Origin of the sequence: Microbacterium marinum (assembly GCF_014204835.1) — a bacterium.
GTDB classification, from domain to species: Bacteria; Actinomycetota; Actinomycetes; order Actinomycetales; family Microbacteriaceae; genus Microbacterium; species Microbacterium marinum.
In genome coordinates, this window is record NZ_JACHMD010000001.1 from 993,455 (window position 1) to 1,016,728 (window position 23,274).

21 protein-coding genes and 1 riboswitch are annotated in these 23,274 nt (G+C 70.7%); of the genes, 10 read left to right on the top strand and 11 right to left on the bottom strand.

The features are described 5' to 3' along the window. Positions 1 to 42 precede the first annotated feature (42 nt). The 3 genes from BKA24_RS04790 to BKA24_RS04800 all read right to left on the bottom strand — a co-directional run bounded on the left by BKA24_RS04790 (position 43) and on the right by BKA24_RS04800 (position 3,227). Positions 43 to 1,347, bottom strand: a complete 1,305-nt coding sequence (locus BKA24_RS04790; protein ID WP_184215680.1) for an ABC transporter substrate-binding protein — start codon at positions 1,345 to 1,347, stop codon at positions 43 to 45. A 185-nt stretch (positions 1,348 to 1,532) separates the two neighbouring features. Beyond that, positions 1,533 to 2,543, bottom strand: a complete 1,011-nt coding sequence (locus BKA24_RS04795) for a LacI family DNA-binding transcriptional regulator (protein WP_184215682.1) — start codon at positions 2,541 to 2,543, stop codon at positions 1,533 to 1,535. A 231-nt stretch (positions 2,544 to 2,774) separates the two neighbouring features. Continuing rightward, a complete protein-coding gene (locus BKA24_RS04800) occupies positions 2,775 to 3,227 on the bottom strand; it encodes a GNAT family N-acetyltransferase (RefSeq protein WP_184215684.1) in 453 nt (150 codons plus the stop codon). A 167-nt stretch (positions 3,228 to 3,394) separates the two neighbouring features. Here BKA24_RS04800 and BKA24_RS04805 point away from each other — a divergent pair, with 167 nt between their 5' ends. Next, entirely contained in the window at positions 3,395 to 5,611 is a 2,217-nt protein-coding gene (locus BKA24_RS04805; protein ID WP_184215686.1) for an NADP-dependent isocitrate dehydrogenase, read from the top strand. A 178-nt stretch (positions 5,612 to 5,789) separates the two neighbouring features. On the opposite strand, the gene BKA24_RS04810 is transcribed toward BKA24_RS04805, so the two are convergent. Both BKA24_RS04810 and BKA24_RS04815 read right to left on the bottom strand, forming a co-directional pair. Further along, positions 5,790 to 7,211: a L,D-transpeptidase gene (locus BKA24_RS04810; protein WP_184215688.1), complete on the bottom strand. Its 1,422-nt coding sequence runs from the start codon at positions 7,209 to 7,211 to the stop codon at positions 5,790 to 5,792. Positions 7,212 to 7,295: 84 nt separating this feature from the next. Further along, entirely contained in the window at positions 7,296 to 7,727 is a 432-nt protein-coding gene (locus BKA24_RS04815; protein WP_184215690.1) for a hypothetical protein, read from the bottom strand. 106 nt (positions 7,728 to 7,833) lie between these two features. On the opposite strand from BKA24_RS04815, the gene BKA24_RS04820 reads away from it, so the two are divergent. Next, positions 7,834 to 8,613 (top strand): glucosamine-6-phosphate deaminase, encoded by a 780-nt coding sequence (locus BKA24_RS04820; protein WP_184215692.1) that lies wholly within the window; start codon positions 7,834 to 7,836, stop codon positions 8,611 to 8,613. Positions 8,614 to 8,725: 112 nt separating this feature from the next. Then, on the top strand, positions 8,726 to 9,349 hold the full coding sequence (locus BKA24_RS04825; RefSeq protein ID WP_184215694.1) for a hypothetical protein: 624 nt from the start codon (positions 8,726 to 8,728) through the stop codon (positions 9,347 to 9,349). On the opposite strand, the gene BKA24_RS04830 is transcribed toward BKA24_RS04825, so the two are convergent. After that, entirely contained in the window at positions 9,340 to 10,707 is a 1,368-nt protein-coding gene (locus BKA24_RS04830; protein WP_184215696.1) for an FAD-linked oxidase C-terminal domain-containing protein, read from the bottom strand. The genes BKA24_RS04825 and BKA24_RS04830 overlap by 10 nt on opposite strands. After that, positions 10,704 to 11,099, bottom strand: a complete 396-nt coding sequence (locus tag BKA24_RS04835) for a YrdB family protein (RefSeq protein WP_184215699.1) — start codon at positions 11,097 to 11,099, stop codon at positions 10,704 to 10,706. The genes BKA24_RS04830 and BKA24_RS04835 overlap by 4 nt, the downstream gene beginning before the upstream one ends. Before the next feature lie 106 nt (positions 11,100 to 11,205). Here BKA24_RS04835 and BKA24_RS04840 point away from each other — a divergent pair, with 106 nt between their 5' ends. From BKA24_RS04840 to BKA24_RS04860, 5 genes are all read left to right on the top strand, one after another. Further along, positions 11,206 to 12,342, top strand: a complete 1,137-nt coding sequence (locus BKA24_RS04840; protein ID WP_184215701.1) for an ROK family transcriptional regulator — start codon at positions 11,206 to 11,208, stop codon at positions 12,340 to 12,342. Positions 12,343 to 12,419: 77 nt separating this feature from the next. Continuing rightward, entirely contained in the window at positions 12,420 to 13,685 is a 1,266-nt protein-coding gene (locus BKA24_RS04845) for a sugar ABC transporter substrate-binding protein (RefSeq protein ID WP_184215703.1), read from the top strand. Positions 13,686 to 13,773: 88 nt separating this feature from the next. After that, entirely contained in the window at positions 13,774 to 14,748 is a 975-nt protein-coding gene (locus BKA24_RS04850) for a carbohydrate ABC transporter permease (protein ID WP_184215705.1), read from the top strand. Beyond that, positions 14,745 to 15,710 carry an ABC transporter permease subunit gene (locus tag BKA24_RS04855; protein ID WP_184215707.1) on the top strand — a complete coding sequence of 322 codons (966 nt, stop codon included), beginning with the start codon at positions 14,745 to 14,747 and terminating at the stop codon, positions 15,708 to 15,710. The genes BKA24_RS04850 and BKA24_RS04855 overlap by 4 nt, the downstream gene beginning before the upstream one ends. 2 nt (positions 15,711 to 15,712) lie before the next feature. Then, the gene (locus BKA24_RS04860) at positions 15,713 to 16,621 is read left to right on the top strand and encodes an ROK family protein (protein ID WP_184220436.1); all 909 of its coding nucleotides are present in this window, start codon (positions 15,713 to 15,715) and stop codon (positions 16,619 to 16,621) included. 27 nt (positions 16,622 to 16,648) lie between these two features. Here BKA24_RS04860 and BKA24_RS04865 read toward each other — a convergent pair whose 3' ends face one another. Beyond that, complete coding sequence (locus BKA24_RS04865) at positions 16,649 to 17,797, bottom strand: amidohydrolase family protein (protein ID WP_184215709.1); 1,149 nt, start codon at positions 17,795 to 17,797, stop codon at positions 16,649 to 16,651. Further along, complete coding sequence (locus tag BKA24_RS04870; RefSeq protein ID WP_184215711.1) at positions 17,785 to 19,281, bottom strand: family 20 glycosylhydrolase; 1,497 nt, start codon at positions 19,279 to 19,281, stop codon at positions 17,785 to 17,787. Before BKA24_RS04870 ends, BKA24_RS04865 begins: the two co-directional genes overlap by 13 nt. Before the next feature lie 72 nt (positions 19,282 to 19,353). Beyond that, a riboswitch (ZMP/ZTP riboswitch) is annotated at positions 19,354 to 19,437 on the top strand. 38 nt (positions 19,438 to 19,475) lie between these two features. Between BKA24_RS04870 and glyA the strand changes: the two genes are divergently transcribed. Beyond that, positions 19,476 to 20,765, top strand: coding sequence for a serine hydroxymethyltransferase (glyA, locus tag BKA24_RS04875; RefSeq protein WP_184215713.1), 1,290 nt, complete (start codon positions 19,476 to 19,478; stop codon positions 20,763 to 20,765). Next, complete coding sequence (locus BKA24_RS04880; protein ID WP_184215715.1) at positions 20,762 to 21,652, top strand: bifunctional methylenetetrahydrofolate dehydrogenase/methenyltetrahydrofolate cyclohydrolase; 891 nt, start codon at positions 20,762 to 20,764, stop codon at positions 21,650 to 21,652. Before glyA ends, BKA24_RS04880 begins: the two co-directional genes overlap by 4 nt. Positions 21,653 to 21,670: 18 nt before the next feature. Here BKA24_RS04880 and BKA24_RS04885 read toward each other — a convergent pair whose 3' ends face one another. Together BKA24_RS04885 and BKA24_RS04890 are read right to left on the bottom strand one after the other, a co-directional pair. Then, the gene (locus tag BKA24_RS04885) at positions 21,671 to 22,429 is read right to left on the bottom strand and encodes an ATP-binding cassette domain-containing protein (protein ID WP_184220439.1); all 759 of its coding nucleotides are present in this window, start codon (positions 22,427 to 22,429) and stop codon (positions 21,671 to 21,673) included. Beyond that, a complete protein-coding gene (locus tag BKA24_RS04890) occupies positions 22,417 to 23,262 on the bottom strand; it encodes an ABC transporter permease subunit (protein WP_184215717.1) in 846 nt (281 codons plus the stop codon). Before BKA24_RS04890 ends, BKA24_RS04885 begins: the two co-directional genes overlap by 13 nt. Positions 23,263 to 23,274: the final 12 nt, after the last annotated feature.

Here is a 23,274-nt window from a genome sequence, read left to right on the forward strand (position 1 = left end):
GGGCGGCGTCGCGCCGCCCCTCCGATCGGATGTGCGGTGGGGTCAGCGGTAGTCCGCGGTGCCCTCGTCGTACTGCTCGCCGAGGTTGGTCGCGGTGGCCGCGGCATCCTGCGCACCCGTCACGAGGCCCTGCAGCTCCTGGACGAGGACGTCGTAGAAGCCGGGGGCGGGCCAGTCCGGGTAGAAGGAGAGACCGTCGTCGTCGAGGATCCCGTTGAAGGTCTCGATCAGCGCCGCGCTCTTCTCGTCGGTGATGTCGGCGGCGTCGGCCGCGACTGGCACGCCGCCGTTGTTGCCGATGATCGCCTGGATCTCAGGGCGCATGGTGATGTCGATGAACTCGTAGGCGAGTTCCGCGTTGGCGGCGTTCGCCGGGACGACCCACAGGTTGCCCGACGATCCGAGGGAGAGCGTGGATTCCGGGAACGCGCCCATCGTCCATTCGAAGTCGGTCGCCTCGGCGACGAAGCGTCCGTACCACCACGAGCCCGACACGAAGATCGGGGAGGTGCCGTTGATGAAGGAGACGCCGGCATCCTCCGCCTTCACAGACGAGACGTCCTTCGCGATGTAGCCCTTGTCCACGTAGTCCGCGAGGGTCTCGGTCGCGTAGGTGACCTCGGGGCCACTCCAGTCGACGGGGTTCTCGTACAGCTGGTAATCGTCGACGAACGAGCGGTCGGCCTGCGACAGGGCGAGCTGGTACCAGAGCTGCCCGAGGGGGTACTCCGCTCCCGCCTCGGCGAGCGGGGTGACGCCCTGCTCGACGAACGCGTCGAGAACGTCGACGAACTCGTCGTAGGTGGTCGGGATCTCGAGGCCGGCCTCCTCGAAGGCGTCGAGGTTGTAGTAGACGCCGACGAATTCGCCGTAGTTCGGGATGCCGTACCAGGTGTCGCCACCCATGACGCCGTCCTCGGTGTACTTCGCCGTGGTCTGCAGTGACGGAGCGAGCTTGTCGTCCCACCCGTACTCGTCGACGGCGTCGGAGATGTCGGCGATGAGTCCGGTGCTGGCGAGGAAGCCTGCCGTCGCGTTGCCCTTGTTGAACTCCATCAGGTCGGGGGCGGCATCGGTGTCGAGCACCTGGCTCGCTGTCTTCTGGATCTGCTCGAAGGACTTCTCCTCGAACTCGACGGTGGCGCCGGTCTCCTCTTCGAAGACCTTGATCGCTTCGGCCCAGGCCTTGCCCATTGCGCTGTCGGCTCCCTCGTAGTGCCACAGGCGCAGGGTGTCGCCGTCGCCTCCGGAGGTGTCTCCGCCGGCGCAGCCGCTCAGGGCGAGCCCTGCGACGGAGAGGGTGGCGACCGCGGCGAGGGCCGCGGTCCGTCGTGTCATGCGTGCCATCGTCGGCACTCCTTTCGTGGTGACCAGGACGGTCGTGGTGTTTCGGGTGGTGGTGCGTCCGGGGCGCTTCGACGCCTCTTCACGCGAGGTGTCGAAGCGCTTCGATGATGCGGATAAGAACAGGCCGCTCGGTCCTGGGCCGAGCGGGAGGGAGGCGGAGGCGTCCGGCGCGTCCGCCGCGGCGGTCACCCCGGGCGGGCGACGGAGCCGACGGATCGGTAGTCGGGTGAGATGAGGTGCATCACCGGGGCGCGGCCGGGTTCTTCCAGCCGCGCGATGGCGAGCTCGACGGCCACATCGCACGATGCCGAGGGCACGAGCGGGATGGTGTCGACGGGAGACGACAGCCGTGAGGTGTCGAAGACGGTGGCGACGGAGATGAGCGAGATGTCCCGCCCGATCTCGAGGTCGCGTTCGGCGAGGACGGACAGAACGGCATCGTGCGCGTCTTCGGCGGCGTGGATCAGGATGCCGGTGACGCCGGCGTCGAGGGCTGCGGCGGTGGCCGCCCGGACGCTCGAAGGGTCGGTCGTCGTGACACCGCTCGTGGCGAAGCGGAGTGTCGAGCCCCGCGCCTCGGCGCGAGCCAGCGCCGCCGATCGCAGGCGCGGCGGGAAGTTGGATGCCTCGTACGCGACGTCGGTCTGACCGATCAGCGCCATCGTCGTGACGCCCGCGTCCGCCAGGGTGTCGACGGCGAGTGCAGCCGCGCCCTCGAAATCGAGGTCGACGCAGTCGAGGCCTTCGTGATCGTCGGGGATGCCGATGAACACCGTCGGGATCCGCAGCGACCGCGCGATCTCGACCCGCGCGTCGTCGGGGGCGACGTCGAGGACGAGGACCGCGTCGACCAGATCGCTGGCGGCGACCCGCTGCATCCCGGCCGAGGCCTGCTCGTCGGTGAGGAGAAGGAGGTCGTAATCGCGACGGCGGGCAGCGATCGATGCCGCGAGGACGAACGCCATGTGGGTGGGTGCGTGCGTGTCGGCCCGCAGCGGCTCGGTGAGGGCGAAGATCTGCGTTCGTCGGCCCGCGAGCGCCCGCGCACCCGCGTGAGGCTGGTAACCCAGGGTCGCGGCCGCGTCGAGGACGCGACGGCGGGTGTCGGGGGAGATGGCGCGCTTGCCGCTGAGTGCGTACGAGACGGTGCTGATCGACACGCCGGCCGCCGCCGCCACCTCGTCGATCCGTGCCATGACACCTTCTCCATCGAATGTGCGCGTCTCCGAACTCGATCTCGAAGCGCTTCGACGGTGAGCATATGCATCATCACGTCCTCAGCGCAAGACTTTTGTCGTCGAGATCAACAAATCCGAGAGCGCTCTCATACGCGACGGAACGAACAGGCGCGGCGAGAACGAACGACGGCGGCACGACGCCAGGGCATCGTGTCGCCGTCGGGAGTTCGAGGACGGGTGCGGGTCGGCTCAGAGGCGCAGCTCGGCGACGACCTCGCCGTACTCCGTCTCGTCCACGGGCGTGAATCCGACACGCCGGAAGAAGGCCTCGGGTCCGCCGTCGCCCGCTTCGTAGATGACGTTGACGTGGTCGAAGCCACGGTCGCGTGCTTCATCGAGGAGCCGCGCGACGGCGAATCGGCCTACACCGCGGCCCTGATCGTCGGCGTCGACGTTGATGCGCCACAGGACGGAGCGGAAGTGCTCCTGCGCGGCATCCTCATCGAAATTCGCGCTGACGAACCCGACGACCTCGTCGCCGTCGAGGACGACGCGCTGCCACGCTGTCGCCGGATTGACGACGGCGCCAGCGACCGCGTAGCTCGTCGGAGCGAGGAACTGCTCCTGCCCCGGCTTCAGAGACATCGTGTTGACCGCCACGATCGTGTTCGCGGACAGTTCGACCAATCGCAGCTCCGTCATGCCGCCAGGGTACCCGGCGCGGCGACGGGGGCGCACGTCATTTCGCGAAGGACCGATTCGACCCGTCCGCGCCGGGTACCCGAAGAAGTATCTCGACATCGAGAGACTTCAGGGTGGTGCGATAGTCTGAACGGGATTCCCCCGACGTTCAAACGGAGAGACGAGACGTGTCCGAGTCGACCATCATCTACACCCACACCGACGAGGCCCCGGCGCTCGCCACCGCCTCGTTCCTTCCCATCGTCACGGCCGTCGCCAGCCAGGCGGGGATCGAGATCGAGACCCGCGACATCTCGCTCGGCGGTCGCATCCTCGCGGCATTCCCACAGGAGCTCACGCCCGAGCAGCAGGTCGGCGACGCCCTCGCCGAGCTCGGCGGCCTCGCCACCCTGCCCGAGGCGAACATCATCAAGCTGCCGAACATCTCGGCATCCATCCCCCAGCTGAAGGCCGCCATCGCCGAACTCCAGTCGCAGGGTTACGACATCCCGAACTACCCGGACGAGGCGACCACGGTCGAGGAGAAAGACGTCCGCGCGCGGTACGACCGCATCAAGGGCTCCGCCGTGAACCCGGTCCTCCGTGAGGGCAACAGCGACCGGCGCGCGCCCCTGTCGGTGAAGAACTACGCGCGGAAGCACCCGCACCGCAACAAGCCGTTCGCCGAGGGGTCGAAGACCCGCGTCGCGACCATGGGGCACGACGACTTCAAGAGCAACGAGCGCTCGACCGTCCTCGCCGCCGACGACGTCCTCACGATCCAGCACGTGGCCGAGGACGGCACGGTGTCGACCCTCAAGAGCGGCCTGAAGGTGCTTCCCGGCGAGATCGTGGATGCCACGTTCCTCTCGGCCGCAGCCCTCGACGCCTTCCTGGCCGAGACGATCGACGCCGCGAAGGCCGATGACGTGCTGTACTCCGTGCACCTCAAGGCGACGATGATGAAGGTCTCCGACCCGATCATCTTCGGCCACGTCGTGAAGGCCTTCTTCGCCGACGTCTTCGCGCAGCACGGCGCCGCGCTCGCCGCCGCAGGCCTCACGCCGAACGACGGCCTCGGCTCGATCCTCGCCGGCCTCGGGTCGGTCGCGGGCGGCGCCGAGATCGCCGCCGCCTTCGATGCCGCACTGCAGAGCGGTCCCCGCCTCTCGTACGTCAACAGCGACAAGGGCATCACCAACCTGCACGTGCCCTCCGATGTCATCGTCGACGCGTCGATGCCGGCCCTCGTCCGCAACGGCGGCAAGCTGTGGGGCGCAGACGGCGGCGAAGCCGACACCATCGCGGTGATCCCCGACTCGTCGTACGCCGGCGTCTACCAGACGGTGATCGAGGACGTCATCGCGCACGGCCCGCTCGACCCCGCCACGATCGGCACCGTCCCGAACGTGGGCCTCATGGCGCAGGCCGCCGAGGAGTACGGCAGCCACGACAAGACGTTCGAGATCGCTTCCCCCGGCACGGTGCAGATCGTCGACCAGGCCGGCACCGTGCTCATCGAGCACACGGTGGCCGCCGGCGACATCTGGCGCGCGACGCAGACCAAGGACGTCGCGATCCGCGACTGGGTGAAGCTCGCCGTCACGCGCGCACGCGCGACCGGTTCGCCTGCCGTGTTCTGGCTCGACGCGAACCGCGCGCACGACGCGCAGCTCATCGAGAAGGTGCACGCGTACCTCGCCGATCACGACACCGACGGACTCACGATCGAGATCCTCGCGCCCGCCGAGGCGACGCAGTACTCGCTCGACCGCATCCGCAAGGGTGAGGACACGATCTCCGTCACCGGCAACGTGCTGCGCGACTACCTCACCGACCTCTTCCCGATCCTCGAGGTCGGCACGAGCGCCAAGATGCTCTCGATCGTTCCGCTGCTCGCCGGCGGCGGACTGTTCGAGACCGGCGCGGGCGGTTCCGCGCCGAAGCACGTGCAGCAGCTCACCTCAGAGAACTACCTGCGGTGGGACTCGCTCGGCGAGTTCTTCGCACTCGCGGCATCCTTCGAGCACCTCGCTGAGGTCACCGGCAACGCCAAGGCGAAGGTCCTGGCTGACACGCTGGATGCCGCCACGGGCACGTTCCTCGAGAACGACAAGTCGCCGGGGCGCGCCCTCGGGACGATCGACAACCGCGGCAGCCACTTCTACCTCGCCACCTACTGGGCGCAGGAGCTGGCCGGCCAGACCGCGGACGCCGAGCTGGCGGCGGCGTTCGCGCCGGTCGCCGAGGCGCTCGCCTCGAACGAGGACACGATCGTCGCGGAGCTGCTCGCCGTGCAGGGTTCGCCCGCCGAGATCGGCGGCTACTACCGCCCCGACGCGAAGCTCGTCGAAGCCGTGATGCGCCCCTCGCAGACCCTGAACGCGATCGTCAACGGGATCTGACCGTCCCTCCCGCCCTTCGCAGTCCGCGAGACAGCAGCCACGGCCCGAAACGTTGACATCAGACCAACGTCTCGGGCTCCCACTGCTGTCTCGCGGTCAGGGGAGGGGATCGACTCGGACACGATGAAGGCCGGATGCCGCGTGGCATCCGGCCTTCGCCGTAGGAGGGATCAGCGCGTCAGGCGTGGATCCAGACGTCGGCGCCGTTGGGCAGCCAGTCGTAGAGCTTCTTGGCCAGATTCGGCGGCATGTTGACGCACCCGGCGCTCATCTGGTTGCCGAAGTTGTTGTGCCAGTAGGCGCCGTGGAACGCTTGGTTGCCGTTGAAGTACATGACCCAGGGCACGTCGGGCTGGGTGTACTTCGTGCCGGTGTCGCGCGAGGTGCCCGTCATGTCCTGGAGCGGGGTCCGCCAGCCGATCGAGTAGCGACCGGGGAAGGTCACGGCGCCGTCGCGACCGCTGGAGATGAGCCAGGTGTCGATGACCTTGCCGTTCTCCTTCAGGTAGAGGCGCTGCTCGCCGAGGTCGACTTCGGCCAGGCGGGTCGTCGTGACCGTCTCGCGCGGCGTGACGTCGATCGGCAGCGCATAGGCCGCATCGCCGGTGGCCAGCTGGTCGGCGTAGTCGCGGGCGACGCCGGCGGTGTCGCCGAGAACGCGTCCGTCCTGCCCCTCGACGACGGTGACGAGCTCGGTGCCGGCCTCGCTGGTGAGGATCTCGGCGGTGACGGGGTCCTGGTTCACCTTGTCGGCGAGCCCGTCGACGGTCGTCTGGATGGCGGCCGCGTCGGCGGTGATCGTGAAGGCGCCCGACTCGTCGGTGCCGATGGTGAGCCACGACGCGAGGCGCTCGGCCGAGACGGGCACGACCCGCTCCTCGCCGGCGTAGAAGCCCGCGGTGTCGATCATGTCGGCGAGCGTGGCGACGGTGGCTTCGGCCATCTCGGTCGTGGTGGCGGAGGGCACCGCGACCGCCTCGGCGGGGACCGTCACGGCGGACTCACCCTCGGCGAGAGCCGCGTCGATCGCGGTCTGCACGGCCGCGAGGTCGATGCCGCTGCCGTCGGCGGCGGGGGTCACCGTGTAGGCGCCGCCGTCGAACGAGACGGCGGCAGCCGTCGGCTCCGAGTAGAGCTCGGGAAGCGCGTCCCGGAGGGCGGCGGTGGCCTTGCCCTCGTCGAGCGTGACGGTGCCGCCGGGCAGCTGGGAGAACCACGCGCCCACGTTCCACATCGGGCTCTGGCCGAACGCCGCGTCGGCGAGGGCCGCGGAATCGACCGAGGCGCCGAGGTCGGCGCCGGTGACGGTCGGTCCACCATCGCCGAGGGAGATCGTCAGACCCGCCAGATGCGAGGAAATGCTGTCGGCGGCCATGCCGGGCGTCTGGAAACCGACGGACGCGCCGGCGACAGCGGTGCCGGGCGCGATCAGGACGAGCGACGCGGCGACGGCACCGGCGGTGACGACCGCGACGGGAATGCCGATCTTCAAGCCCAGGTGGCGACGGCGCGGCGCGGGCTCGGCCGGTGCCCAACGGACATCAGGTGCGTCGGCTGCGGGCTGGTCATCGGCACCCTGCCGCGTGATCACTTCGGACATCGTTCTCCCCCGAGTAGCGTCCAGACGCGTTCGGGTGATCCGTCGCGCACTCGAAATGGTACGCGACCGGCCTGGGAAGTCGCCTCAGTCGCTGCACAGTCGGGCGAACTCGGCCCCCGCCGCCCGGATGTCCTCCGTGGCCGTCGCGAGGCCTGCGACGCCGGTGATGTCGCCGGAGGCCGCAGCGTCCACCGCATCGCTCAGGGTCGCGAAGCCGTCATGCAGCTTCGTCACCGTCTTCTCGAGCTCGGCGTTGTCGATCGAGCGCGAGGCGTCGCCGAGCCCATCGACGACCGCGGCCAGCGCGTCGGCCGCCGCCGCCGGATCCGCGGCATCCACGTCGGCGAAGGCGGTCATCGCCGCGTCGACGCGCGTGCTCACGCCGGCGCAGGCCTCCGCGATCGGCTGCGACCCCTCCGCGTCGTCCGACGACGCCGAGCATCCGGTGAGGGCGACGGTCAGCGCGAGGGCGACGAGGGCGGGGCGGATGCCGGGGAGGCGAGGGGACGGCGACACGGTGAGCTCCTGGATGCGGGGCCTTCCAGGGTGTCACGGGTCGACCTGAACCGGAGCCGTACACTGGCCAGGCGCGCGGCGCCGCCGCGGCGGGAGGAGTGCTGTCATGGCCGAGGTCGTCATCGTCGAGTCCCCTGCGGAGGCGGGCGCATTGGCCGCCGATGAGATCGCGCGACTCATCATCCATCGCCCCGACACGGTGCTGGGACTGGCGACCGGCTCGACGCCGCTGCCCGTCTACGACGCCCTCCGCGACCGGCTCGCAGGGCTGGACGTGTCGCAGGTGCGCGGCTTCGCCCTCGACGAGTACGTCGGCATCGACCCCGCCCATCCCGAGAGCTATCGGGCCGTCATCACCCGCGAGGTCGTCGAGCCGCTCGGCCTCGACGCTGCTCGGGTGCAGACGCCAAACGGCGACCTCGCGACCATCGAGCACGCGGGGGAGGACTACGAGCGCGCCATCGCCGACGCGGGCGGCATCGATCTGCAGATCCTCGGGATCGGCACGTCGGGCCACATCGGCTTCAACGAACCGGGATCCTCGTTCGCGTCGCGGACCCGGGTGAAGACCCTGGTCGAGCAGACCCGCCGCGACAACGCGCGCTTCTTCGCTTCCATCGACGACGTGCCGATGCACTGCATCACGCAGGGTCTCGGGACCATCCTCGAGGCCCGGCACCTCGTCCTGCTCGCCTTCGGTGCAGGCAAGGCCGACGCCGTCGCCCGCGCGGTGGAAGGGCCGGTGACCTCGTCTCTCCCCGGGTCGGCGATCCAGCTCCATCCCCACGTGACCGTCATCGTCGACGACGCGGCCGCATCGCGACTCGAGAACGGCGACTACTACCGCTATGCCTACGCCAACAAGCCCGCCTGGCAGGGCATCTGAGGGGCGCCGAGGATCTGACCCCCTCGGGGCTTCCGACCGCGTTTCGTGAGAGTTCCCTCACCGAAGGTCGCCGCTCTCGCGGTGGGCGCGTCCGCTCTCCTAGGGTGTGGCCATGCAGCGCACAACGGTGTGGTCGTGGCTGGTGGGCGGGGTGCTGCTCGTCGCGCAGACGGGCTTCTCTCTCGCCGGGTTCGGCATCGCCTCGGACGGTGACGCCGGCGCGCCGCTGGCAGGCCTCGGTGCTGCGCTGTGCACGCTGTCGGCCTGTCTCGTGTACGCCTTCGGTCTGCGCGCAGGCGAGAGCGCTGTGGCCGGTCGACCGGCGGGGGTCGCGCTCCTGCTGGGACTCGGCGCTCTGAGCGTCTTCCAGGCCGCGTGGTGGGCAGGGCCCCGCGGGTACGGGAGTGGCATCGAGGCGGCGCTGACTGCGGCCGCGGGAGGCGTCGTCGCGTACGTCCTCGCCTTCGCCGCGGCGGTCTACATCGTGCGGGTGGGCGTCATCCCCGCGCCGTGGAGCTGGATCCCGCTCGCCGCCGTGACCCTCGGCCTCGGGCTCGCCGCGTTCTTCGCTCTCGTGGTCCCCGTCGTATCGAGCAACGCCGCCGGCGGCGCAGGCGTCCTCCCCGCGACGATCCCGGCGCTGGTCGGGGTGGTCTCGATCGTCCTCTCCGTCACGACGTCGCCCGCCGCCCCGCGGCGGCGGGTGTCGACGGTGCGCGCGCTCCCTCAGGGCTGAGAGGCGAAGACCTTCCCCGGATTCAGGATGCCGGTGGGGTCGAACACCGCCTTGATGCCGCGCTGCAGCGCATCCTGGTCGGCGCCGAGCTCATCGGCGAGCCACCTGCTCTTCAGGACGCCGATGCCGTGCTCGCCGGTGAGCGTCCCGCCGAGGGCGAGCGCCGCGCGGAAGAGGGCGTCGGCGGCATCCCAGATGTGACCGGGGACGACCGCGCCCTCGAACACGAAGTTGGGATGGAGGTTGCCGTCGCCTGCATGGCACACCGTGGGGATCGTCACGCCGAACTCCGTTTCGATCCGGGCGATCTCGTCGAACATCGCCGGGAGCGCGCTGCGCGGCACGGAGACGTCCTCGATGAGGGTGGTCCCGAGGCGCTCCATCGCGGGATGCATGGACCGGCGCACCTGCCACAGCTGGGCGGCCTCGGCGTCGTCCGTCGCGAGTCGGACAGCGCCGCCGGCGGCGGTGAGGACTGCGGCGATGGCGGCCTGTTCGTCGGCGGCGGCGATCCCATCGGTCTGCACGGTGAGTTGCGCGGCACCCGTCAGCGGGGATGGCAGGCCCAGGAGGGCGTGCGAGGCGGCGAGGCTCTCCGCGTCCATCAGCTCCATGATCGCCGGCTGTGCTCCCGACGCGGTCACGGCCGCAGACGCCACCGCCGCCGCGCGCACATCGGGGAAGGTGGCGGTCAGGGTGCGCGTCGTGCCCGGGACGAGTCGGCGGAGCTTCAGCGTCGCACCGACGACGACGCCCAGCGTGCCCTCCGATCCGATCATGAGGGCTGTCAGGTCGTAGCCGGTGACGCCCTTGACGCTCCGGTGACCGACCGAGATGAGGCGGCCGTCGGCGAGCACCACGTCGAGGCCGAGGACGGCGTCACGGACCACGCCGTACTTCGCGCAGAGGAGGCCTCCCGCGCCTGTCGCGATGTTGCCGCCCACCGTGGAGATGTCCCGGCTCGCAGGGTCGGGTGCCCACCAGAGCCCGTGCGCGGCAAGGCGCTCGTTGAGCGCCGCGTTGAGGATCCCGGGTTCGACCACGGCCAGCAGGTCGTCGGCGCGCACCTCGACGATGCGGTCCATGCTCCGCAGCGAGAGTGCGATCTCGCCCCGTCCGGTATTCGCGCCGCCTGCGAGACCGGTACCGGCACCGCGCACCACGACGGGGGTCCCGGTGCGATGCGCGATGCGCATCGTGGCCTGGACATCGGCGACGGATGCCGCGTGGACCACCGCGATGCCCCGCTCGGGGGACCGGTGGCCGGATTTGTCTGCGCGGGCCTCGTCGAGGCTGCCGGGATCGGTGTCGACGCGCTCGCCGAGCTCTGCGCGGAGGAGGCCGAGGACGTCGCTCACGACAGGCGCTTACGCCCCGCGATGACGCCGATGATGACGGCGACGACGCCGTATCCGAGGCCGATCCACGCCTGACCGGCACTCCACCACGCGATCGTCGCCGAGAGGGCGATGAGCAGTTCGACGAGTCCGCGGATGAAGGGGTGCACGCGCAGCACGGCGCGGGGGGAGACGACGAGTCCCCACAGGACGAGCGCGCCGAGGGGCGCGGCGATGCCCACCACGATGTTCCACGGCGCGTCCCAGGCGGTGAATCCCCAGAAGGCGAGGGTGCCGACGGCGAACAGTGCCGAGAGGAAGCTCAGGACGTCAATCGCGGACAGCGGCTCGCGGGTTCCTGCGGGGAGGGGTTCCGCGGGCTTCTCGGGGCGCACCGTGGGGAGGTCTGTCATGCCTCGATCCTACGGCGGGGCGGGAGTGTAACGAGTTTGTTAAGACTGCTTGCAAACTGGAGCGGAACCCTTGTGGCGATCGAGTTCGTAAGGTCTACTAACAAACATGCCCGCCGCCTCTCGAGTTCCCCGACCCGCCCGCGTCCGCGGAACGACGGGAAAGATCCTTCCCGAGCATGCACGCGCCCACAACCGCGCCCTCGTCCTCCAGGCGCTCTTCTCCGACGGCGCGATGAGTCGCGCCGACCTCTCACGCGAGACCGGTTTGACGCGGGTCACCATCTCCGACCTGGTCGCCGCCCTCATCGATGATGGCTACATCGTCGAACGCGGCGTGCGCGAGGCGTCGGGCCCGGGCAAGCCGGCGATCCTCGTCGACCTCGCGCGCGACGGACACCGCATCGCCGGTCTCGACCTCTCGGGCACAGACCGGTTCGTGGGCGCCGCGCTCACCCTCGACGGCGAGATCGTCGCCCGTCACGAGGTCGCCGTCCCGAGCGCCGCCGACGACCTCCTTCCGGCGATCATCGAGCTCGCCCGCGCTGTCGTGGCCGACGCGCACGCTCCCGTCCTGGGGCTCGGCGTCGGCACCCCCGGCGTCGTGGACGACCGCGGTGTCGTCCTCGCCGCCCCCGGCTTCGGCTGGTCGGACCTCGACCTCGCCGGCATCCTGACCGATGCGCTCGACCTCCCGGTCCTCGTCGCCAACGACGCGAACGCCGCCGTCCTCGCCGAGCACACCTTCGGCGGAGCCGGCGACGACGTGATCCTCGTGCGCATCGGACGCGGTGTCGGTGCGGGCCTGCTCACCGGCGGGCAGCCGCTCGCCGGCGCGCGGTTCGCCGCCGGGGAGATCGGTCACGTCACCGTCGGGACCGACGGCGGTCCGGCCTGCGCGTGCGGCAAGATCGGCTGCCTGGAAGCGTGGCTCGCCGTTCCCGCTCTCACCGCGCGCGTCGCGGCGAGCGACGATCCCACGGGCGTCTTGCGCGACGCCGGCGAACGGCTCGGCATCGCGCTCGCTCCGATCGTCGGCGCGCTCGACCTGTCGGAGATCGCGCTCTCCGGCCCCACCGACCTGCTCGACGGCGTCCTGGCACGGTCCGCCGCCGAGACGGTGCGCACCCGCACGCTCGCCACGTTCCATGACGAGCTGCAGGTGCGGATGACGGAGCACAGCGAGGACATCGTCCTGCGCGGTGCGGCCGTCATGGTCCTGTCCGGCCGCCTCGGGGTGTCCTGACACCGCTCCACCGCTCCACCCGCATCACCCGGACGGTCCGCCCGGCCCGTCGTCATCAAGAGAATGAAGGAACCGCTATGAAGAAGACCCTCGGAGCACTGTCGCTCCTCGGCGCCTCCGCCCTGGTCCTCGCCGGATGCTCCGGTGGGGGGACTCCCGCCGCGGAGAGCGCCGAGACCGGCGATCTGACCGTGTGGCTGGTCGGCACCGACACCCCGCAGGACGCCCGCGACTACCTCAAGAAGACCTTCGAGGATGAGAACGAGGGCTGGACGCTCACGATCGAAGAGAAGACCTGGGCCGACACCGCCGACAACTACGTGGCCGCGCTGTCGTCGAACGACGCGCCCGACCTCGTCGAGGTGGGCAACACGCAGGCGCCCGGCTTCATCGCGCAGGGTCTGTTCTCCGACATCTCCGGACTTCAGGAGGACCTCGGCGGCGACGACCTCCTGCAGAGCTTCGTGGAGCTCGGCTCCGAGGACGGCACCCTGTACGCGGCGCCGTACTACGCCGGCTCGCGCGTCGTCTTCTACTCGCCGGCCACTTACGACGGCGCCGTTCCCACCACGCTCGAGGAGTACGTCCAGGCGGGCGTGGACGCGACGACGGACAGCAAGTCCGGCATCTACGCGCCGGGGAAGGACTGGTACAACGCTCTTCCCTACGTGTGGGCGAACGGCGGCGAGATCGCGACGCTCGACGGCGACCAGTGGACGGGCGGGTTCTCGAGCGAGGGCGGCATCGCCGGACTCGAGATGCTCCAGGAGGTCTACGAGAACGCGACGATCGCCCCCGCCGACGGCGACGAAGCAGATCCGCAGGTCCCGTTCTGCGCGGGCGAGATCGGCTTCCTCTCCGCACCCGCGTGGGTGAAGTGGTCGATCCTCGCCCCCGCCGACGCCGAGACGGCCCCCGGCTGCCCCGACGAGGCAGGGAAGGACCTCAAGGCCTTCGCGCTTCCGGGCACCTCCGCAGGCGAGGTCGCACCCGTCTTCGCGGGCGGGTCGAACATCGCCGTCGCGGCGAAGTCGGACGCGCAGGACAAGGCGCAGGCTGCGCTGTCGATCATCCTCTCGGAGGGCTACCAGAAGATCCTCGCCGAGAACGGCCTGATCCCCGCGCTCGCCTCGTTCGCGCAGTACCTCCCCGACGACGAGATCACCGCGGAAGCCGCGAAGGCCGCCGCCTCCTCGAAGGCCGTCCCCGCCAGCCCGAACTGGGCTGAGGTGGAGTCCTCGGGCGTCATCAAGGACGCGCTCGTGAAGATCGCCCAGGGCGGCGACGTCACCGCGATCGCGACCGAGCTCGATGGCCAGATCGAGGCGATCCTCAACAAGTGACACCCTGCGTGCCGGTGCGGACGCTTCGCGGCATCCGCACCGGCACCGCTCGGAGTGACCCACCCGACCCGATCGAGAGGAGGCGGCGATGACCGGCGCCCCGACCGCACCACCCCGCCGCGCACGCCCCCCGCGCGACGCGCTCGCCGAGAACGCGCGCGACCGTTCCCGGCGTCGGAGGGATGCCGCCTCCGCCCTGACCCTGCTCGCCCCCTCGCTCGTGATCCTGGGCGTGATGGTGGGCTACCCGGCCGTGCTCATGGTCGTGCAGTCCTTCACCGACTACTCGATCCGCAACAAGATCCAGGGCACGTTGCCGGGCGTCGTCGGGTTCGAGAACTACATCGCCGTCTTCACCCAGTCCGACTTCCCGGCCGTGCTCGGGCGCAGCCTCGGCCTCATGATCGTGATGACCGTGCTGATCGTCGGTCTCGGTTCTCTCGTCGCCGTCCTCATGACCCGTCTCTCGCGGGGATGGCGCGTCCTCGTCTCGATCGGGCTCCTCCTGGCATGGGCGATGCCGCCGCTGGCCGCCACGACCGTCTGGGGGTGGATCTTCGACACCCAGTACGGCCTCGTCAACTGGGCGCTGAACACCGTGACCGGCTCCACCGAGTTCACGAACCACTCCTGGCTGCTGAACCCGTGGTCGTTCTTCCTGGTGCTGACGATCATCGTCGTCTGGCAGGGCGTCCCGTTCGCGGCGTTCACCCTTTACGCCGCGCTCGGCCAGGTGCCCGGAGAGGTCCTGGAAGCGGCATCCCTCGACGGCGCCACCGGACTCCAGCGCTTCCGCCTGGTCGTCTTCCCCTACCTGCGCAACGTCTTCACCGTCGTCGTCGTGCTGCAGGTCATCTGGAATCTGCGGATCTTCACCCAGGTCTACACGCTGCAGCAGCGCGGCGGCCTCGTGTCCGAGACCAACGTGCTCGGCACCTACATCTTCCGGCAGGGGGTGGGGGAGTTCGGCGTCACGAGCGCCATCGGCGTGCTGATGGTCATCCTGCTCCTCGCACTGTCGTGGGGATACGTCCGCACCACCCTCAAGGAGGAGGAGCTGTGAGCACCCAGGTCACCCCGGCCACCCAGCTCGCGACGGTGGGCGTCGACGAGATCGCCGGCCCCGTCGGCGACGCGAAGACGCCACGCCCGAGGTCGCTCGCCGCCCGGCGCCCCCCGCGCGGCCGGCTCGCGACCCGCGCCGCCCTGAATCTGGCGGCGCTCATCGTCTTCGTGTGCTCGGTCTTCCCCGTCTACTGGATGCTGAACATGTCGTTCACCCGCGGCGAGAGCATCATCAGCCGCACCCCCAGCTTCCTGCCGCTCGATTTCACGCTGCGGAACTTCCAGACCGCGTGGACGCGCGAGGCGGCTCCCGGTCAGACCGACTTCACCCACGGTCTGCTGAGCTCGACGCTCGTGACGGTCGGTGTGCTCGTCGCGACCCTGCTCTTCGCCTTCCTCGCCTCCATCGCGGTCTCGCGCATCCGATTCCGCGGGCGGCGCTCCTTCATCGTCGCCGTCCTCATCGTCCAGATGATCCCCGGCGAGGCGATGATGTTCACCATCTACGGGATGGTCGACGACTGGCGCCTCATGAACACCCTCCTCGGGCTCGGGATCGTCTACGTCGCCGCCGTCATCCCCTTCACCATCTGGACCCTCCGCGGGTTCGTCGCAGGTGTCCCCGTCGACCTCGAGGAGGCCGCCATGATCGACGGCTGCACCCGGTCGCAGGCGTTCTGGCGGGTCACCTTCCCCCTCCTCGCACCGGGCCTGGTCGCCACCGGGATCTTCGCGTTCATCCAGTCTTGGAACGAGTTCACGATGGCCCTCCTCCTGATGAAGGGCTACAACCTGACGCTCCCGCCGTGGCTGCTCTCCTTCCAGTCCGCCACCGAGGCCACCAACTGGGGCGCCGTCATGGCGGCATCCACCCTCATCTCCATCCCGGTCGTGATCTTCTTCCTCATCGTCCAGGGGCGGATGTCGGGCGGGCTCGTGGCCGGCGCGGTGAAGGGATGAGCGTGCGGATCGGACTCGACGTCGGCGGCACGAAGATCCTCGCCGTCGCGGTGGACGGGGAGAGCCGCGTCCTCGCGAGCGAACGCCGGCCCACCGGGTGGGGTGCCGACGCGGTGGTCGACGGCATCGTCGCCGCGATCGCCGCGGTCGCCGGCGGTGCACAGCCGGATGCCGTCGGCATCGGCGTTCCCGGGCAGATCGCGCCCGCCGGCGGTGTCGTCCGTCACGCCCTGAACCTCGGCATCGAGCAGCTCGATCTCGCCGCGGCGGTCGCCCGGCGCACCGGCATCCGTCCCACCGTCGACAACGACGTGCGGGCCGCGGCGGTGGGAGCCGCGGCACGGATGCCGGACGCGGGCGCCCTCGCGTACCTGAACCTCGGGACGGGGGTGGCCGCCGGGATCGTCGTGGGCGGGATGCCGTGGCGCGGCGCGCGCGGGGCGGCCGGGGAGATCGGGCATGTCAGCGTCGATCCCGCGGGGCCGCTCTGCCCGTGCGGTCAGCGCGGCTGCATCGAGGCGCTGGCGGGCGGTGCGAACGTCGCGGCGCGATGGCGGCGCCCGGCCGACCTGCCCGTCGCCGCCGTCTTCGATGCGGCCGACGCCGGCGACCCCGAGGCCGAGGCGATCCGGAGCGACGTCGTCTGGGGGGTTGCCGCTGCCGCGCAGCTGCTCGTCCTCACCGCCGACGTCGACGTCGTCGTGCTCGGCGGCGGGGTGTCGCACCTGGGCGAGCGACTGCACGCCCCCGTGCGTGCGGCGCTGCGGCAGGCGGCATCCGGTTCGACGTTCCTCACCTCGCTCGACTTGGCGCGCCGGGTCGTGGCCGTGCCGGACGGCGACCCGGTCGGAGCTGTCGGGGCCGCGCTGCTCGCGGTGCCCGCTCCGGGCCGCGTCGCGGCGGGCGTCTGAAGCGGCGGGCGTCCGAGTCGGGGCCGCTCAGGCCGTGCCGCTCCAGACGCGGCGCACCGTCAGCGCGGCATCCAGCAGCACCGCGTCGGCGACCGCCCCGACGGCGAGCGAGCCGAACTCGGGGCGTCCGATGGCCTGCGCCGGGGTGCGCGTGAGCGCCGCGACCGCCGCGGGGAGGGGGATCCCGGCCGCGACGGTGAGGCGGAGCGCGGCATCCTGCGTGAGTGTGGAACCGGCGATCGTGCCGTCGGCCAGGCGCGCGGTGCCGCCCTCCACACGGACGGCGAGGGCGCCCAGCAGATAGTCGCCCTCGGCCGCGCCGGCGGCCGCCATGGCGTCGGTCACGAGGGCGATCCGCCCGGGCGCGGCGGCGAAGGCGATGCGGATGACGTCGGGGTGCAGGTGGATGCCGTCGGCGATGACCTCGAGCGTGACCCGGGGGTCGCCCGTCGCGGCGCCGACAGGCCCCGGCGCCCGGTGATGGAGCCCCGGCATCGCGTTGAACGCGTGGGTGAGGATCCGCGCGCCGGCATCGAACGCGCGGCGCGCGGTCTCCGCGTCGGCCGCGGTGTGCCCGATTGCGACGGTCACGCCCGCGCGGGCGAGCCGCTCGACGGCGGCGAGGCCGCCGGGGAGTTCGGGCGCCAGCGTGATCTGGGTGAGGGCGCCGCCGCACGCCTCGACGAGGCGGTCGAGGGCATCGGGGCTCGGTGGGACGAGGAGGGCCGGGTCGTGGGCGCCGCGGTGGCCCGGGTCGAGGAAAGGCCCCTCCAGGTGGATGCCGAGCACGCCGGCATCGGTGCGCGCGACCGCGGCGACCGTCGCCGCGCGTCGCGCGAGCAGGTCGAGGCGGGCGGTGACGAGGGACACCACCGCGCGTGTCGTGCCGTGGCCGAGATGCACGGCGCGGGCGGCGCGGATCGCGTCGGCCCCGTCGTCGTAGGCGAATCCGCCGCCGCCGTGCCCGTGGATGTCCACGAACCCGGGGGTGAGGACGGCGCCGTCGCCGGCGACCTCGACGGCATCGATGACCTCGTCGGCGCCCTGATCGCGCCAGCTTCCGCCGGTGCCGGATGCCGCCACGCGTCCGCCCGCGATGCGTACCCAGGCGTCTTCGGTCGAGGCGCCGTCGTCGACGAGCCGCACGGAGTGGATGATGCGAGTCAGGTCGTCCACGGGATCTCCGGCGAGGCGGGGAAGCGGATGCCGAGCGTCGTCCAGAGGGGGCCGAGCCCGCCTGTTCGCACGCGGAAGGACTCCCAGGTGCGATCCCCCGCGTCAGACGTCGCCGGCGACCAGGCGGCTTCCGCGGCGGCGGCGATCCGCGGGAAGGCCAACGCGTCGATGTCCTCCAGCGTCGCGACCGTCTCCGTCCACAGGGGCGCCTCCACGCCGAGGATGTCCTCCTCGGCGAGACCGTCGACGACGGCGCTCGGCTCCCACCGGTAGGCGCGCTCGACACTCGTCGCGCCCCGCGCCCAGGTGAGGCCGAGCGGGAAGTCCTCGTGCGGCTTCATGTCGAGGTAGATCGCGTCGGCCGGCGAGAGGATCAGCCGGCCGCCGCCTCGCGTGAACGCTCGGGCGCGTTCGTCGGCGCCGTCCACCGGGGTGACGAAGCTCCAGTACTGTCCGATCGTGCCCCGCGCGAGGCCCGGCGCAGCACCCGCCTCGTGCCAGGCGACGGGGGTCTTGCCCGTGCGGCGCACGATCTCGGATGCCCGCGCGACGAACGTCGCGAAGTCCTCCGGGGAGGTGCCGAGCGCTTCGTCGCCGCCGAAGTGGAGGTAAGGGCCCGGGGTCAGCTCGGCGAGTTCGCCGAACACGTCGGCGACGAAGTCGTAGGTGGCGTCCTCGCCGATCCGCAGCGAAGAGAAGCCCACGTCGATCCCCGTATAGGGCTCGCCGGCCCGGGGGGCCGGGCCGCCGCTGGAAACCACGGCATCCAGGACGGGGTTTTCGGCGAGCTCGGGGTGGGCGACGCCCACGGCGTGGGTGTGACCGGGCATGTCGAGCTCGGGGACGACGGTCATGTGGCGGGATGCCGCGTACGCGACGATCGCGCGGTAGTCGTCCTGCGTGTAGTAGCCGCCCGGGCCGCCGCCGACGGAGGTGGCCGACGCCGCGCGGGTCAGCTCCGGCCGGGACCGGATCTCCAGCCGCCAGCCCTGATCGTCGGAGAGGTGCAGATGGAGGTGGTTGAACTTCAGGGCCGCCGCCCGGTCGATGTAGGCGCGGACGGTGTCGACGTCGTGGAAGTGTCTCGCGACGTCGAGCATGACGCCGCGGTAGGCGAAGCGAGGGGCGTCCTCGATCTCCACTGCCGGGACGATCCACCCGGCATCGGTGCCGTGGATCAGCTGGACGAGGGTGTGGATGCCGTAGAAGAGGCCGGCGGCGTCGGCTCCGTCGATCCGGATGCCGTCGGCGCCGACGCGGAGGCGGTAGGACTCGGGCTCGCCTCCGCCGCCGACCGAGAGGACGATGTCGCCGTCGTCGGTCGCGGCGAGCTCGAGGCCGGTGCGGGTGCGCAGCAGCGCGGCGAGGGTGCCTGCGGCATCCGTGTCACCGCTGACGGTCGTGGCGGACGTGATCGGGAAGGGCGATGCGGCCTCGGTGGGCGCGACACGGCGGGGAAGGGGGACCAGGGGGAGTGTGGGCACCGGAGCCGCCGATCTGTAAGGCTTCCTAACAAAACCGATCCCGCCAGCGTATCAGCGGGCCTTCCGATATGCTCGCAGTGTCGCGACTGGCGTTGAGGTGGGTCACCACCGGGGAGCGATTGACACGGCATTCGACCGCGCGCCTGGGCCGATGCGAGATTCCTCATCCCGAAAGCCGTCGTCAGGAGATCGTCATGACCGATTCGCTGTTCAACGCCCCTCTCTCCGAGGTCGATCCCGAGATCGCCGATGTGCTCGAGCGCGAGCTCGACCGTCAGCGCGGATTCCTCGAGATGATCGCCTCCGAGAACTTCGTCCCCGTCTCGGTGCTGCAGTCGCAGGGCTCCGTCCTCACCAACAAGTACGCCGAGGGCTACCCGGGTCGCCGGTACTACGGCGGCTGCGAGGTCGTCGACGTCGCCGAAGAGCTCGCAATCGAGCGCGCCAAGGCACTGTTCGGGTCGGAGTTCGCCAACGTCCAGCCCCACTCCGGTGCCTCGGCCAATGCCGCCGTGCTCCACGCGATCGCCCGCCCCGGCGACACGCTCCTCGGGCTGTCCCTCGACCACGGCGGTCACCTCACCCACGGCATGAAGATCAACTTCTCGGGCCGCCTCTACGACATCGTCGCGTACGGCGTGGACGCCGAGACCTCTCTGGTCGACATGGACGAGGTCCGCCGCCTCGCCCTCGAGCACAAGCCGAAGGTGATCATCGCCGGCTGGTCGGCCTACCCCCGTCAGCTCGACTTCGCCGCCTTCCGCGCGATCGCCGACGAGGTCGGCGCTCTCCTCTGGGTCGACATGGCCCACTTCGCCGGTCTCGTCGCCGCGGGGCTGCACCCCTCGCCCGTGCCCCACGCGCACGTCGTCAGCTCGACGGTGCACAAGACCATCGGCGGCCCCCGCTCGGGCTTCATCCTCACCAACGACGCCGACATCGCGAAGAAGATCAACACGGCGGTCTTCCCGGGCCAGCAGGGCGGGCCGCTCATGCACGTGATCGCCGCGAAGGCGACCGCGTTCAAGCTCGCGGCATCCGACGCCTTCAAGGAGCGCCAGCAGCGCACCGTGTCGGGCGCGGCGATCCTCGCCGACCGGCTGTCGCAGCAGGACGTGAAGGATGCCGGCATCTCGGTGCGCTCGGGCGGAACGGACGTGCACCTCGTCCTCGTCGACCTGCGTGACGCCGCGATCGACGGCAAGCAGGCCGAAGACCTGCTGCACGAGATCCGGATCACGGTCAACCGCAACGCGGTCCCGAACGACCCGCGCCCGCCGATGGTCACCTCGGGTCTGCGCATCGGAACGCCGGCGCTCGCGACCCGCGGCTTCGGCGATGCCGAGTTCACCGAGGTCGCTGACGTCATCGCCCTCGCGCTGCAGCACTCTCCTGAAAAGCCGAGCGCCGACCTCGAGGCGCTCCGCGCACGCGTCGCGGCGCTGGCCGACGCGTTCCCGCTGTACCCGGGCCTGCAGCAGTGACCGCGCAGGTCCTCGACGGCAAGGCCGCCTCGGCCGCCATCAAGACGGAGCTCGCCGAGCGGGTCGCCGTCCTGAAGGAGCACGGCGTCACTCCGGGCATCGCCACGGTGCTCGTCGGTGCCGACCCGGCATCCCAGCTCTACGTCGGAATGAAGCACCGGCAGTCCGAAGCGATCGGGATGAACTCGATCCAGCGGGAGCTCCCCGCAGACGCCACGCAGGAGCAGGTCGAGGCGCTGATCGACGAGCTCAACGCCGACCCGACGTGCCACGGGTACATCGTGCAGCTTCCGCTGCCGAAGCACCTCGACACCGACCGCATCCTCGAGCGGATCGATCCGGAGAAGGATGCCGACGGCCTCCACCCGACGAACCTCGGTCGCCTGGTGCTGAACGTCAACACGCCGATCTCGTCGCCGCTGCCGTGCACACCGCGCGGCGTGATCGAGCTGCTGCTCCGCAACGGCTACGACCTGAATGGCAAGCACGTGGTCGTCGTGGGCCGCGGCGTCACGATCGGCCGCTCGATCGGCCTGCTGCTCACCCGCCGCGAGTACAACGCGACCGTCACCCTCACCCACACCGGCACGACCGACCTCGGCGCGCACCTGCGCGAGGCCGACGTCATCGTCGCGGCGGCGGGCGTGAAGCACATCGTGCGGCCCGAGCACGTGAAGCCGGGAGCCGCCGTCCTCGACGTCGGCGTGACCCGTGAGGACGATCCTGAGACCGGCAAGAGTCGCGTCTACGGTGACGTCCACCCGGACGTCGTGGAGGTCGCCGGCTGGGTGTCGCCCAACCCCGGCGGCGTCGGCCCGATGACGGTGGCGCTCCTCATGACCAACGTGGTCGAGGTCGCCGAGCGCCAGGCGGGCCTGCGGGCCTGAGCCGCCGCGTCGCGCGCGTCAGGCGGTGAATCGGGCGAGGAAGGCGCGCGTGCGCTCCTCGCGAGGATGCCGCAGCACGGCCGACGGCGGCCCCTCCTCCACGATCGTCCCGGCATCGAGGAACACCACCCGGTCGGCGACGTCGCGGGCGAACGCCATCTCGTGCGTCGCCATGAGGATCGTCGCACCTTCGCTCGCTAGGTCGCGCACGAGTTCCAGCACCTCGCCGACGAGCTCCGGGTCGAGGGCTGAGGTGATCTCGTCGAGCAGCAGCACCTCGGGGTCGGTCGCGATCGCGCGCGCGATCGCGACCCGCTGCTGCTGACCTCCCGAGAGCCGGTCGGGGTGGTCCTTCGCCTTGTCGGCGAGTCCGACTCGGGCCAGCAGGTCGACGGCGCGGGCCTCGGCGTCGCGACGCGGCATCCGGTGCACGACCCGTGACGCGAGCGTGACGTTGTCGAGCACGGACAGGTGCGGGAAGAGGTTGAAGCTCTGGAACACCGCGCCCAGGCGTGCGCGGACGCGATTGCCGTCGACGCGCGGGTCGGAGATGTCTTCGTCGCCGAGGAAGATCTGACCGTCGTCGATGGGGTCGAGCAGGCCGAGGCAGCGCAGCAGCGTCGACTTGCCCGAGCCGCTCGCACCGATGAGGGCGACGACCTCGTGTGGCGCGAGCGACAGGTCGACACCGCCCAAGACCTCGCGGTCCCCGAAGGACTTGCGGATGCCGGTGGCGCGGAGGACGGCGGGGGAGGGAGACGTGCTCACAGGATCGATCCCGTCTGCTCGCGTTCGCGAAGGCGGGCGGTGTACCAATCGGTCAGGCGGATCGTGGGGATCGCGAGGAGCACGAAGAGGATGCCGGCCACGACGTAGGGGGTGAAGTTGTAGGTCGTCGCGACGACGCCCCGGGCGCGGGCGATGGCGTCGAAGGCGGCGAGGATCGAGATGAGCCCGACGTCCTTCTGCATCGAGATGAAGTCGTTCATCAGCGCGGGGGTCATCTTGCGCAGCGCCTGCGGGAGCACGACGCGGCGGAGCGTCTGCACGTGGTTCAGGCCGAGCGCGCGAGCCGCGAGCCGCTGCGAGGGGTGCACCGACTCGATGCCCGCGCGGATCACCTCGGCGACGTACGCCGAGTAGGTGAGGGTGATCGCGAGCACGCCGAGCACGACCTCGTTGATGCGCTCGTTCAGGATCGTCGGGAGGCCGAACCCGATGAGGTAGAGCACGATGATGAACGGCAGACCGCGGAAGAGGTCGGTGTACCCGGCGGCGAGCATGCGGACGGGGAAGAACACCGGTCCGCGAAGGGTGCGCAGCAGGGCCAGCACGAGTGCGGCGGCGCCGACGGTGAACACAGAGATCGCGAGGACCTGCAGGTTCAGCAGGAAGCCGTCCCAGACCTTCGGAAGGGCTTCGGCGGCGACCGCCGGGTCGAAGAAGCTCTGCTGGACGTTCGCCCAGCCCTCGGTGTTCACGATCGTCACCCAGACGATCGCCGCGAAGGCGAGGGTCGAGGCGATTGCGATCAGCACCGACCGGCGCTCCCGGCCGCGCCGGTAGGCGCGCCGTTCGCGCTCGAGCGTGCTCGGAGTGTGCGTGGTCACGGATCGACGCTA